This window comes from Flavobacterium silvisoli (assembly GCF_004329815.1).
In the GTDB taxonomy this organism is placed as follows: domain Bacteria; phylum Bacteroidota; class Bacteroidia; order Flavobacteriales; family Flavobacteriaceae; genus Flavobacterium; species Flavobacterium silvisoli.
Genome location: NZ_SJPE01000012.1, coordinates 1 through 12,916, shown reverse-complemented (window position 1 = coordinate 12,916; position 12,916 = coordinate 1). Strand labels below are relative to the sequence as shown.

14 protein-coding genes and 1 pseudogene are annotated in these 12,916 nt (G+C 35.0%); 10 read left to right on the top strand and 5 right to left on the bottom strand.

Annotation, left to right across the window (positions count from 1 at the left end; translation table 11 throughout):
- Positions 1 to 43 precede the first annotated feature (43 nt).
- The 4 genes from EZL74_RS10015 to EZL74_RS10000 all read left to right on the top strand — a co-directional run bounded on the left by EZL74_RS10015 (position 44) and on the right by EZL74_RS10000 (position 3,235).
- A complete protein-coding gene (locus tag EZL74_RS10015) occupies positions 44 to 715 on the top strand; it encodes a response regulator transcription factor (protein ID WP_131476473.1) in 672 nt (223 codons plus the stop codon).
- A complete protein-coding gene (locus EZL74_RS10010; RefSeq protein ID WP_131476472.1) occupies positions 715 to 2,097 on the top strand; it encodes a sensor histidine kinase in 1,383 nt (460 codons plus the stop codon). Before EZL74_RS10015 ends, EZL74_RS10010 begins: the two co-directional genes overlap by 1 nt.
- A 75-nt stretch (positions 2,098 to 2,172) precedes the next feature.
- Positions 2,173 to 2,661, top strand: coding sequence for a hypothetical protein (locus tag EZL74_RS10005; RefSeq protein WP_131476471.1), 489 nt, complete (start codon positions 2,173 to 2,175; stop codon positions 2,659 to 2,661).
- A gap of 112 nt (positions 2,662 to 2,773) precedes the next feature.
- The gene (locus EZL74_RS10000; RefSeq protein WP_131476470.1) at positions 2,774 to 3,235 is read left to right on the top strand and encodes a hypothetical protein; all 462 of its coding nucleotides are present in this window, start codon (positions 2,774 to 2,776) and stop codon (positions 3,233 to 3,235) included.
- A gap of 18 nt (positions 3,236 to 3,253) precedes the next feature.
- On the opposite strand, the gene EZL74_RS09995 is transcribed toward EZL74_RS10000, so the two are convergent.
- Together EZL74_RS09995 and EZL74_RS09990 are read right to left on the bottom strand one after the other, a co-directional pair.
- On the bottom strand, positions 3,254 to 3,658 hold the full coding sequence (locus EZL74_RS09995; RefSeq protein WP_131476469.1) for a glyoxalase: 405 nt from the start codon (positions 3,656 to 3,658) through the stop codon (positions 3,254 to 3,256).
- 156 nt (positions 3,659 to 3,814) lie between these two features.
- Entirely contained in the window at positions 3,815 to 5,182 is a 1,368-nt protein-coding gene (locus tag EZL74_RS09990) for an OmpA family protein (protein ID WP_131476468.1), read from the bottom strand.
- A gap of 133 nt (positions 5,183 to 5,315) precedes the next feature.
- Between EZL74_RS09990 and EZL74_RS09985 the strand changes: the two genes are divergently transcribed.
- Together EZL74_RS09985 and EZL74_RS09980 are read left to right on the top strand one after the other, a co-directional pair.
- Positions 5,316 to 5,738, top strand: a complete 423-nt coding sequence (locus tag EZL74_RS09985) for an NUDIX domain-containing protein (protein WP_131476467.1) — start codon at positions 5,316 to 5,318, stop codon at positions 5,736 to 5,738.
- A pseudogene (locus tag EZL74_RS09980) lies at positions 5,735 to 6,122 on the top strand (acyl-CoA thioesterase). The gene EZL74_RS09985 and the pseudogene EZL74_RS09980 overlap by 4 nt, the downstream one beginning before the upstream one ends.
- On the opposite strand, the gene EZL74_RS09975 reads toward EZL74_RS09980, so the two are convergent.
- Positions 6,119 to 7,378 (bottom strand): mechanosensitive ion channel family protein, encoded by a 1,260-nt coding sequence (locus EZL74_RS09975; protein ID WP_131476466.1) that lies wholly within the window; start codon positions 7,376 to 7,378, stop codon positions 6,119 to 6,121. The pseudogene EZL74_RS09980 and the gene EZL74_RS09975 overlap by 4 nt on opposite strands.
- A complete protein-coding gene (locus tag EZL74_RS09970; protein WP_131476465.1) occupies positions 7,371 to 7,655 on the bottom strand; it encodes a DUF3817 domain-containing protein in 285 nt (94 codons plus the stop codon). The genes EZL74_RS09975 and EZL74_RS09970 overlap by 8 nt, the downstream gene beginning before the upstream one ends.
- Positions 7,656 to 7,739: 84 nt before the next feature.
- Here EZL74_RS09970 and EZL74_RS09965 point away from each other — a divergent pair, with 84 nt between their 5' ends.
- The 4 genes from EZL74_RS09965 (at position 7,740) to EZL74_RS09950 (ending at position 12,618) form a co-directional block, all read left to right on the top strand.
- Complete coding sequence (locus tag EZL74_RS09965; RefSeq protein ID WP_131476464.1) at positions 7,740 to 8,255, top strand: DUF6155 family protein; 516 nt, start codon at positions 7,740 to 7,742, stop codon at positions 8,253 to 8,255.
- Between the two features lie 75 nt (positions 8,256 to 8,330).
- The gene (locus EZL74_RS09960) at positions 8,331 to 9,857 is read left to right on the top strand and encodes a DEAD/DEAH box helicase (RefSeq protein ID WP_131476463.1); all 1,527 of its coding nucleotides are present in this window, start codon (positions 8,331 to 8,333) and stop codon (positions 9,855 to 9,857) included.
- Positions 9,858 to 10,103: 246 nt separating this feature from the next.
- Positions 10,104 to 12,020 (top strand): DUF294 nucleotidyltransferase-like domain-containing protein, encoded by a 1,917-nt coding sequence (locus EZL74_RS09955; RefSeq protein WP_131476462.1) that lies wholly within the window; start codon positions 10,104 to 10,106, stop codon positions 12,018 to 12,020.
- Between the two features lies 1 nt (position 12,021).
- Positions 12,022 to 12,618, top strand: a complete 597-nt coding sequence (locus tag EZL74_RS09950) for a 3'-5' exonuclease (protein WP_131476461.1) — start codon at positions 12,022 to 12,024, stop codon at positions 12,616 to 12,618.
- Between the two features lie 94 nt (positions 12,619 to 12,712).
- On the opposite strand, the gene EZL74_RS09945 is transcribed toward EZL74_RS09950, so the two are convergent.
- Positions 12,713 to 12,916, bottom strand: a 204-nt coding sequence (locus EZL74_RS09945) for a CAP domain-containing protein (RefSeq protein ID WP_240034584.1), incomplete at its 5' end; no start/stop codon positions are given.

Genomic DNA, 12,916 nt, shown 5'->3' with positions numbered 1-12,916 from the left:
TTATTTTTAATTTATCTTTATCCAAAGAATAAACACAACTCAAATGAAGCACATTCTAATTGTAGAAGATGAAGAGGGAATTGTACAATTCCTGAAGCAAGGGCTTGAAGAAGAAGGTTATACGATTACTTCAGCCAATGACGGAGCAAAAGGATTTGAACTGTTTCAAAATGGCAAATTTGATTTAGTATTACTCGATTGGATGCTTCCTAAAATGACAGGAGTAGAGGTTTGCCAAGCCATAAGACAACAAAACACAAAATTGCCCATAATATTTTTAACCGCCAAAGACACCGTTCAGGAAACCGTTGAAGGATTGAAAAGCGGTGCCAATGATTATATCAAAAAACCGTTTAGTTTCGATGAGTTGGTGGAGCGCATTAAGGTTCAATTGCGCGACAAAAGTGAACAAGAAATTCTGACTTTGGGTCCCATAGAAATCAATTTGTTAAAACACGCAGTCACCGTTGATAAGCGAGAAGTTTCGTTGACACAAAAAGAATTTGATCTGCTTTCTTATTTGGTTAAAAACAAAGGTAGCGTATGTTCCAGAACACAAATCATCCAGGATGTTTGGGACATTCACTTTGAATATGATACCGGTGTTATTGATGTTTTTATGAATTCCATTCGCAAAAAACTGAATTTAAAAGTAGATGAAGATTATATCAAAACCATTCGCGGTGTGGGATATATTGCTAACGATAAAGACTGATGCAACAACTTTCGTTTAAAAACAGAATAGCTTCTAATTACATCATCACCACAGCACTCTTGATTTTTGTGGTGTTTTTTGTCATTTTTTCCATTGTTCGTTTCAGTGTTTATGTAAAAGTAAATAACGATATTCAGAATGAAATTGCAAAACATTTAAAAGAAATCGAAGTCAAAGAAAACTGCGTCCTTTTGGTTCGCGAAGAACAGTGGAAACAAGTACAATTTAACAAAGTAGATGTCAGTCCGGCTTTCATACAATTCGTAGATGAGCTGGGGGCTTTAGTCAACAAATCGCCTAACTTAAAGAAGAAGAAATTAACCTTTTATCCAGGTGCTATCAACAATGAATTGTTTGATGGTAAATTAGATAATATCTCTGTTCGACAAGTACAGGTACCATTGTATCAGGGAACCAAAATTATTGGTTTTTTGATTGTTGCCATGTCACTCGAAGATTCTAAAATGGTATTGAATAACCTGTTTGTCATATTGGTGGTGGCTTATCCGTTAGTATTACTCGTGCTATTTTTTATCGCGCGATTCATTGCCGGCAAAAGCATAAAGCCCATTAGTTCTATTATAGAAACGTCAAATATCATTACCAAGGATAATCTGAAATCCAGAATTCCTTTGCCACAAAACAGAGATGAATTGTTTACACTTTCCAAAACCATAAACAACTTGTTGGATCGGGTGGAAAATGCAATAGAGCGTGAAAAACAATTTACTTCAGATGCTTCTCATGAACTGAGAACCCCTTTGGCTGTAATTAAAGGAACTTTAGAGGTATTAGTTCGTAAACCCCGTAATCCTGAACAGTATAAAGAAAAAATTGATTTTTGTATCAATGAAGTGAATCGGTTGAATAATTTAGTAGATGAATTGCTTTTATTGGCTCGTTTTGAAAATCAAAAGCAGTCTTTGAAAATGGAAAAAGTCTCGCTCAATGCTGTTTTTTTTGATGTAATGTCGAGAAATGCCAGTATCATAAGCGAAAAGAAGCTCACTTGCATATCGCATACACAAAAAGATTATTATGTCACTACCGATGCTTATCTGCTTTGTATTGTCATCAACAATATTCTGACCAATGCTGTTAAGTATTCTAAAACCGGAGATACCATCAATTTCGACATTATTGAAGCCAATGATAAGATCATATGCAGTATTGCCGATCACGGTATAGGAATTGCCAAAGAAGATCTTCAAAAAATATTCGATCAGTTTTACCGTTCCAAAGCCAACGAGCATCCCGAGATTAAAGGAACCGGTCTGGGGTTGTCAATAGTGAAACGATTGTGTATCTTACTGCAAATCGATTTAGAAATTGAGAGTGAAGAAAAAGTGGGAACCAAAGTAATTTTGAGTTTTTCTAAATAGCGTTCAGACTGATAATTATCATTTCAGTTAAACCAAAATATGGTAACTTTGGGTACATACTAAAACTTATTTATCATGACAGAAGCCCATTATCATTTAGTAGTAAATCATTTTCCCATCATTGGAACCATTCTTGGATTGGGAATTTTAGCGGCCGGAATTTTTTCTAAAAACAATGTTGTCAAGAACGTAGCTTATGTAATTTTTATTGTCGCAGCTGTTTTTGCTGCGCTGAGTATGACCACCGGAGAAGGAGCAGAGGAAGTAGTCGAGGATATGCCGGGTATTGGTAAACAAATAATTCATGAGCATGAGGAAATAGCTGAAAAGTTAGCCTTGGTATTATACATATTGGGAGCAGTTTCTTTGTTAGGGCTATATGCCAACTTTAAAAATCACAGCAAGGCAAAACTGATTTCACTTATCGCTTTCGTAATTGCTTTGGCTGGAGTATTTTTAGCTCAGCAGGTTGGAACTTCAGGCGGTGAAATTCGCCATACTGAAATCAGAAAAGATTTTAAAGCATTCAGCAGCGGTGCCGAATCAGAAGGAGAAGAAGACTAATTACATTTAGACAGGAACTGAATATATTTTGGTCAAAAATTATAACAGAGTCAATTTTCACAGTCATACTTTTTGTATTTGGAATGAAGTATCATCAGACGAAATACAGTCGATGAAAGTAAACTACAAAAGCAAGTCCGGAAGTCACTATATTTTCACTGAAAAAGGATTGTACCGCATTTCTAATCATTGGGGTAGAGTGGGTGATTGTTATTGGCGTTTAATTCCTTTGAATACATTTAAAAATCAGAATATCACGGTTGCCTTTGCCAACTGGGAAAGCTTTTATCCGAATGATGATACCTCCAAGTTGTTTTATATTAAAGTAGATTTTGAAACCGGAGAAGTCGATTTTTTTCACAAAGAATCGCTTATTGAAACTGAAACCTATGCATTAAGGAATTCAAAGGAAACAGCTAAAATCATGCGTATTATTAAAGAAGTACTTTTTGAAACTGCTTGGGCCAAGTACTTGCATTATGAAGATTTAAGTGAGTTGAGAAAAGATATAGTCTCGACCCTGATTCATACAAATCAAACTTTTTTGGATATCAAACAGAACTATTTAAAATAGCGAAAAAGGTTTAAGTATTTAACTGTATAAATTAGGCTCTAGCAGTTGAATTTGACTTTTTAGTCTTTCAATCAGCATATTCATCATTCTTTTATTTAGGTTAGAAGAGTTTTGAATGTACTCATTATACTCATCTACAGTAAACAATCCGATAACAATTCCTTTGAGTGAATTTCTGAATTTAATGTCCCGCTGAATAACGTTTTCTATGTAAGCAATCTTTTTTTCGGGGGTCAAACCAAAAAAGACATTTTTTTGTTTTATGGCGTAATTGATAAAAACCGCAATAAACAAGTCATTTTGTATTTTCAGTATGGGTCTCAGCGTTTTATTTTGAAAAGTCTCTTCTAACGAAGATTGATGGTTGATTATTCCCAGAGCTTCGCCTCTTAGTTCGAGAACATGATTATCGCGTGCTTCCATAGTTATTTGTTTTTTAAGATTACAACAGTAAAAGTTGATCGAGTTAGTTTTTAAGTAAATACTTTTCTTCGTACTATCGGACTACTTAAAATTAAAAAAAAACCTCTGCTGAAAAGCAGAGGTTTTTTTTAGTTATTAATAATTGATTGTTAATTATTATTTGATTTTGAAGATTACTTTGCGAACCAAACGTCGGGCGTACTCTGAGTTTTTATCTACAGAACTATCGATACCGTTTCCTACGATTGTCAATCGTGAAGGACTTATACCGGCCTTGGTTAATATTGTTTTCACGTTTTGTGCTCTTTCTCCAGACAATTTATTGTTGTAATCGCTGCTACCCAATTCATCGGCATATCCGATAATTTGTACTGACTTATCAGGATTGTTTTTCAGGTAGTTTAATACAAAACCAATATTATCAGCAGATGCATTGGTAGGTTTTGTTTTGTTAGCATCAAAATAAGCAGCCACATAACCATCGTTAATCAACTGTTCTAACATGCCGTTAGTTACGGTTGCAGTGTTAGTGTTGTTGTTATTATTGTTTGTGATTGTTTTGTCGATATATTTTTCTAACTCATCCGGCACACCATTATTGTTCTTATCAACCATTCTTCCTTTGGTGTCAACAGCCACACCGGCAATTGAGTTGTTTTCAGCATCCAGATAATCCGGAACTCCATCCTTATCAGAATCATTCATCAAGGTCTCGATTTCACCAATTCGGTTAGATAATTCATCAATTTCTTTGTCTTTTTTATCTTTAATAATCGCCCAATCGCCGTGAACTTTTCCTTTTCCTAAAGCAAAAGACAATCCAAGTGATGTAGTAAATAAACTTCCGGTTAAGTTATTACTTCTGTCAGAATAAGAACCATCCCAGTTAAAATGTTGTCTTACGTTTGAATTGATGGTAATATCTGTAAAAACACTAACATTATTAAAAATTCTGTATGATGGAGTAATACCCACCACAATTCCGCCGTTTAATTCTTTTCTGCCTTTGTTGCTTCCCGCAGCAGTGTTCATCTTAGGCATCATTTGTGATGCTTGAATACCAAAGTGGAATAACATTCCAAATCGTTTTGCTCCTTCTTGTATATCAAATAATCTGGCAGCATTTACTACACCTTCAAATGTAAGCTGTATGTGTTGCACTTTGAAATCTAAACTTCTTGAGCCTGGTAATTTTTTAATATCATCATACGATAAATGAGACTTTAAACCAAACTTCGGACTTAACATATAACGCGCACCAATACCATAGTGATTGAATTGAAATCCTCCCATAAACTTGTCCGGGTCACTGGCAAAATAACCGTCAGCATAGGGTTTTCCTCCTTTACTTTGTCCAAAATCAACCTCTATTGACCATCTGTTGTAAGTGTCTCCTTGAATTTCTTTGTCAACATCGGCACTGATAAACTCCTTATCGGCTTTTTTCTCATTTTTCTTTTCCTGTGCAGTAAGAACTACTGAAGCACTTAAAAGAGTAATTACTAGTAGTAGGTGTTTCTTCATATGATATGATTTGTAATTATTTTAATGAAATGTTAAAGTCATTGCAAATATAAACGTTTCCCCCAAATAACCAAGTTTTTTGCCTATTATTGGATTTCAGAAAACAGTTCACAATCAACTATTAAAAACAGAAATGAGAGTTTCCAAAATTTTCCTGACGGTTGATGCCGTCATCTTCAAATCTGTACACAATACACTTTATCTTCTATTGATAAAAAGAAAAAATGAGCCTTTTCAGAATGCTTGGGCATTACCGGGTGGTTTTGTTGATGAACACGAGGATATTGATGTTGCTGTAAAAAGAGAATTACTGGAAGAAACCCAAATAGCAATAGAAACCATGACACAACTTAAGGCGTTCGGGAAACCATACCGAGACCCAAGACATCATGTAGTTTCTGTAGCCTATTACGGTTTTGTTTCCGCCGATGTTGTTCCAAAAGCTTCAGATGATGCTAAAGAGGCACAATGGTTTCCGATTAATGATTTGCCAAAATTGGCTTTTGACCATGATGAAATCATTAATTTTGCTTTACAAAAAATACAAACAAAATGAGATTTCATACCAGAAAATGGGTAAAACCGGAAGATTTAAATCCAAACAGTACTTTGTTTGGTGGCAGATTGTTAGCCTGGATTGATGAGGAATTGGCGTTATATTCGGTCATTCAGTTAGAAAACAATAAAATTGTAACCAAACATGTCCGAGATTAATTTTGTGAGCTCGGCACGTCAGGGTGATATCGTTGAAATTGGTATCGATGTTGTTAAATTTGGACGAACATCTTTGACTTTGACCTGTCAAGTTCGAAATATGATGACCAGAGAAGTAATCATAACTCTGGAGAATATTACAATGGTGAGTTTAGGAGATGACGGAAAGCCGGCTCCTCACGGAAAAACAAAAATAGAATACATAAAAGACCGCTTGGGAGATTAATCAGAAAGATAATCTTTACTCGAAGGAAGTTCGTATATTTCTAAATCAAAGTAAACAATAGACGCAAATATATGGTCAAAAATATCGGCCATGATGTATTCATAGTTCTCAAAGCGTTTGTCGTTTGAAAAGGCATAAATCTCTAACGGAATTCCGTGCGGAGTAGGTTGCAACTGCCGGCAAAGCAAAATCATATCTTTGTTTAAACCTGGGTATTGGCTAAGATACTGTGTAATGTATTTTCGAAACAAACCAAAATTAGTCATGTTTCGCCCGTTAATCAGTATTGACTTATCAACTTGATTGGCTTTATTGAACTTGTTAATTTCAGCTTGACGCTTTTCAATGTAGCTGCTTACCAGCTGAATTTTCTTTAGTTCCAGTAATTCATCTTCATTCAGAAATCGAATGCTATTGGCCTTGATGAGGATGTGTCGTTTTATTCTTCTTCCTTGTGAATTCAACATACCACGCCAGTTTCGGAACGAATCGGATATCATACTGTAGGTGGGAATAGTGGTAGTAGTGTTGTCAAAATTCCGAACTTTAACCGTAGCCAAATTGATTTCGATTACATCTCCGTCGGCACCAAATTTATCGAACGTAATCCAGTCACCAATTCGAACCATATCGTTTAACGAAACTTGTACGCTGGCTACAAATCCCAAAATAATATCTCTGAAAATCAACAATATGATGGCCGAAACAGCTCCGAATGTTCCTAACATGGTTCCGGTACTGATGTCAAAAATTTTGGAAACAATAAAAATAAATGCAAACAACCACAGCACAATCATGATTACCTGAATGTAACTGTCAATAGGTTTATCACTGTAAGACGGGTTTGATTTCAGATGATCTCTGACTGCATGTAAAATGGTTTTAATAATCCATAAACTCAACAAAACAATATAGATTGCTACAAGTTTTCCGAATACAGCTTCCCAGTAAACAAAGTTTTCCAGGATGATCGGAACGCTTTTGTAAACAAAAAGTAACGGAATTAAATGAGCAATATATTTCGCCGTTTTATTTGAAACTAATAAATCATCAAATCGGGTTTTGGTCTTACGCGCAACAATTATCATCGTTCTGACCAATACATAGCGAAAAATCAGGAATATCAGATAGGATAAAAATGATAAGACAACAATGTTAATCGCTAAGCTCAAATAGGCGGAAAGTGTCTCTCCAAAATCCCATTTTTTGAAAAGAGGGTAACTCCAACCGAATATTTTAGCTACGAACTTATGCATTTCTTACATATTTTTTCTCTACATAAAACGTGGCAAACGGCAGGAGGGAGGCAACCTGCACTACAAATAAGTCTTTAAAACTCCAATTTTGAGCTGTGCGAATTGCCAGTGCCAAAATAACATAACCAATAAACAATAATCCGTGTGCCATTCCTATTGGAAATAATAATGTTTTATACAATTCAAGGTTGCTGGGTTTCACAATCAGCATGTTGGCAAATAAAACAAGATACGAAATACCTTCGGCAATAGCGGTGAACTTAAAGAGTTTAGTCATGATTTTTATTTTGATTGCAAAATTAAGTAATAACATCAATACTGAAACTAAAAAAGCGGTTACTTTTGTCATCATACACAACCCATGAGCAAACGCGATTTAAAAAAGTATCTGCACGAACTTACAAAAGAACAATTGGAGCAGCAATTGTTAGAGCTTTACGAAAAGTTTAATGACGTAAAGGTGTACTATAATTTCGCTTTTAATCCGAATGAAGATAAATTAGTGCAGGAAGCTAAGTTTAAAATTTCAAACGAATATTTCCCTGTGAAAAGTAAGAGGGCCAAAATGCGTCGTTCAGTAGCTCAAAAATTCATTAAACATTTTATTTCGCTTGGAGTTGACGCATTCATCATTGCTGATGTGATGCTATACAACATTGAAATTGCACAAGCGTTTTCGGCAGAGAAAATCATCAAATCGGAATTGTTTTTTAAAAGCATGCTGACTTCTTATCATCAAGCCGTTAGTTTTTTAATTGAAAACGGGATTTTAAACGAATTCAAGAATAGGATGATGGGTATTAAGGAAGAAGCCGTCAATCAAGATTGGTTCAATGCTCATCAATTCGAGGCCATCGTTGAGCGATTTGAATATTAAATTTGTGTTATTTGAAAAATTAATGGTGTAAGAACTCTTTTTTAGCTGTACTTTTGCAAAATTGTACAAATCACCATGTCTCACAAAGATTTAAGTATCGAAATCGAAGAAAAAAAGGAACTTTACGGTTACCAAAAAGGCGATATTGACAAAATTTTTGACCGTATAGACAATGCCCCGAACGACCATCATTTGTTGTATCAATTGCCAACAGGCGGTGGAAAAACAGTAATTTTCTCTGAAATTGTAAGACGCTACTTGTCGCAACACAATAAAAAAGTAGTGGTATTAACCCACCGAATTGAGCTCTGCAAACAAACTTCTAAAATGCTCAAAGGCTTTGATGTTAAAAATAAAATCATCAACAGCAACATCAAAGAGCTACCGGATCAGGATGAATATTCTTGTTTTGTAGCGATGGTCGAAACCCTGAAAAATCGTTTGAATGACGAAAAACTAATGATTGATAACGTTGGTTTGGTCATCATTGATGAGGCTCATTATAATTCTTTTCGAAAATTACTCGGACAATTCAAAAAGTCATTTATACTTGGAGTTACAGCCACTCCTTTGAGCTCCAATATTAAATTGCCCATGCATCAAAATTACGATGAGTTAATTGTTGGTGATACCATTCAGTCCCTTATAGATAAAGGATTTCTCGCTAAAGCAACTACGTATAGTTATGATGTTGGATTAACTTCGTTGAAAGTTGGAATTAACGGAGATTATACAGTAAAGTCTTCTGATGATTTGTACATGAACATGGTTATGCAGGAAAAATTGCTCCATGCATACACCGAAAAATCATTAGGCAAGAAGACTCTGATTTTTAACAACGGTATCAATACATCATTGTATGTGTACGAAACTTTCAGAGAAGCCGGTTACGCTATAAGACACCTTGATAATACAACAAGTGTTGAAGATCGCAAAGAAATTTTACATTGGTTCAAAAAAACACCGGACGCAATATTGACTTCTGTAGGGATTTTGACGACCGGATTTGATGAGCCTACTGTTGAAAGTATTATACTAAACAGAGCTACTAAGTCTTTGACGTTATATTTTCAAATGATTGGTCGCGGTTCACGAAAATTACCCAATAAGGACAATTTTATTGTCATCGATTTAGGAAATAACGCCCTGCGATTTGGCTTGTGGAATGATCCGGTAGATTGGCAGCATATTTTTAAATCACCCGAATATTATCTTGAAAACTTAAGAGATGATGCCGAAATTGAAAGTAATTTCAAATATACCATGCCCGAAGCAACGCGTAAAATATTTGCTAAAACGGCAGTGATTGATATGGATATTGAAAGTGAATTCAAGAAAAACATGGCTATGAATTTGCGTCCCAAAGAAGTGCTCGAAAAATCAATTCAACAACATGCTACGATGTGTGTCGAAAATTCAAACGAACTGAATGGCGCACGAATGTTATCTAAATTGCTTTCGGATGATATTGAAAGTCGCGTCAAGAGTTTTGTGAAATGTCTTGGTAAAACCAGTAAAAATTATCGTGAATGGTTGATTGAGGATTATAAAACGAAATTGAGTTTAGCCATTGGCAAAAAATTCAGAGAACTCAATTTTTGATATTATTTATTTACATAGAATTATATAAATTGTTTAAATACAAACAAATACATCTATAGTAAGCCTAAATTATTATATACTTATTTTGAATCATAATTTATATTATGTAAAATAGAATTTTTCAAAAACATTTACTATTAAAGAGTTTATTAGTTTTCAAATCTTGTTAACAATGGTCCCAACTTGATTAAAGCTTTCCTATTTTTGTCTGTATCAAATTGAATTCAATTTAACGCATTAAAAATCATGAGTAATTCGATAGCTGAAAATATTGCCAACTTTTTAAAAGAATATCCGCCATTTAACTATTTGAGTCATGACGAGTTAATTCAGGTTGCAACCAGTATCGGTGTGGTTAATTTAGACAAACATAAAACCTTGTTTCAAATTGATGACAAACTTCATGACAGTTTTTATGTCGTAGCATCAGGAGTTATCAATCTTTCCGTTATTGCAGATGCCGAAGAAACATTGCTGAATAAATGCTATGCGGGTGATGTGTTTGGTTTGCGTCCGTTTTTTGCCAAAAACAACTATATGATGACCGCCAAAGCTCGTGAAGACAGTATTGTTTACGCCATTCCCATCAATGTTTTCAAACCGTTTGTTGCACAAAATTCTCAGGTTCTAGACTTTTTACTCGAAAGTTTTGCCACAAACACCCGTAATCCATTCGACAAAGAAAACCGGGGAAAACTCATTACGGATAATGTATACACTGAAAATCAAACTACTGAAATTCAGTATTTCCAATCATTAGCTTACAACAAAACTCCTATTAAAATAGCTGTAACTACTGTCATAAAAGATGCGGCACAATTAATGACAGAAAATTTAATCGACAGTGCTATAGTTACAGATCAAAATCAGCCAATCGGTATTGTTACGGATACAGATTTCAGAAGTAAAATTGCCAACGGAAGATTTCCGATTACTAATACTGTTGAAAAGATAATGTCCTCACCGGTTATTACTGTTCCGGAAAATGTTTCGGTAGCAGAAGCTCAATTATTATTGCTCAAGCACAATGTGAGTCATTTATGTGTAACGGCTGACGGTTCGGATAAATCCGATGTAAAAGGTATTATATCTGAGCATGATCTAATTGTAGCACAGGCAAATAACCCTGGAGTTTTAATTAAAGAGATTAAACGGGCTCTCTCGCCTAAGGAATTGAAACAAGTACGTGAAAAGCTAACCGATTTAATTCAGGCATCCATCGCTAAGAACATTCCGTTACCTCATATTTATAACATTTCAGGCGAAATTATAACTGCTATTGTAAAAAGATCGGTAGAATTAGCGATTCTTGATTTGGGCTCACCTCCCGCCCGTTTTGCATGGTTGAGCATCGGAAGTCAAGGCAGAAAAGAACAACTTTTATTGACTGATCAGGACAGTATTTTGGTTTTTGAGGATGTATCTGTTGAAAAATATCGTGATGTTAAGGATTATTTCTTGAAATTAGCTAAAAGGGCGACTGCTATACTCGAAAAAGTAGGATATGAATTCTGTCCAAACGGACACATGGCCAGCAATATGCTTTGGTGTAAATCACTAACCGATTGGATAAAGCAGTACAACAGTTGGATGAAAACACCCGGGGAAAAATCGAACGATATCAGCAGCATTTTTTTCGATTATGAAATTGCTTTTGGAGAAGGAAAAATTGAAGACGCTATTACTGATGTGATTTTCAATAATTCCAAAAACAACGTCTTATTCTTCGATTATTTGGGTAATGACACCCTGCGTAAAAATCCGCCGCTGAATTTTTTCAAAAAGTTTAATTTGGAAGAAGACGGAGAACACAAAGGTAAATTTGATATCAAAAACAGAGCGATTATGCCTTTGGTTGACGGAGCACGACTTTTCGCTATCAGTTTGAATTTAAGAGGAATTAATAATACCTATTTGCGTTTCAAACAATTGGCAATGATAGATCCCAAGTATTCCGAAATTTATTTGAATTGTGCCGATGCCTTTCTGATTTTATCTAAATTCAGAACACTCGAAGGTCTTAAAAACGACACTTCTGGTGATTTCATAAATATCGATGAACTCTCTAAAGCTGACAGGGAAAAACTCAAAAATGCACTCGGCCCAATGAAAGAGCTCGAAGAATTAATAAAAGACAAATTCAGATTGACACAATTCTCTTAATATGCTGGACTGGATTAAAAACATAAACAAAGATTATCCTGAGTTTTGGAAATTGTATCTGGCTAAATTTGAAACAAAATCCAACCGATACGTTATTCTGAGTACTGAGACGACCGGTTTAAATCCGAAGAAAGATGTAATTCTTTCCTTTGGAGCTATTGGTGTGGTTAATGACATTATCAAGGTGGGAGACAATTTTGAAGTTGTCATTTTGCAATACAAATACCTTCATGACAATGGTTTGTCAAATGAATTCCTGATTGAAAGTAAATTATCTAAATTGGCTGAACCACAAGCTATTCAAGCTTTAGTAGATTATATCGGCAACGCGGTTTTGGTTGGTCATCGCATTCATTTTGACATTGAAATGATTAATGAGGTGCTCGAAAAAATGGAGTGCGGTAAATTAAAAAATGAGGCTTTGGATATCGAAATCATGCATCAAAAACTATATGATATTACCAATAAATCATTTTCGTTGGATGACTTAATTAAGCTGTATAAAATTCCACAAAGCGAAAAAAATTCCGCTTCAGATGATGCTTATTCAATCGCTTTATTATTCCTGAAACTCAAGTCACGTCTAGGATTTAAATAAACTAAAAAACCCGCTTTAGAGGCGGGTTTTTAGATCTGTCAAAATCAAACAAAACAATAATCAAACTATTATTTTCTCTTTGTACACTAGGTTATTAAGGTAATTTTTTAATAAACATATTGGTGTAATATTTTCTTCCGGTGGCTGGGTCGGTGGTTACGGAAATTCCGAAATGGGTAAAATTCCCTTCAATGTTGGCTTTATGGGTTGGACTGTTCATCCAGGCACTGAAAGCGCTTTCTGCAGTGCTGTAATTGTAAGCTACGTTTTCGCCTACTCGCTCTGCTCCTAATACTTG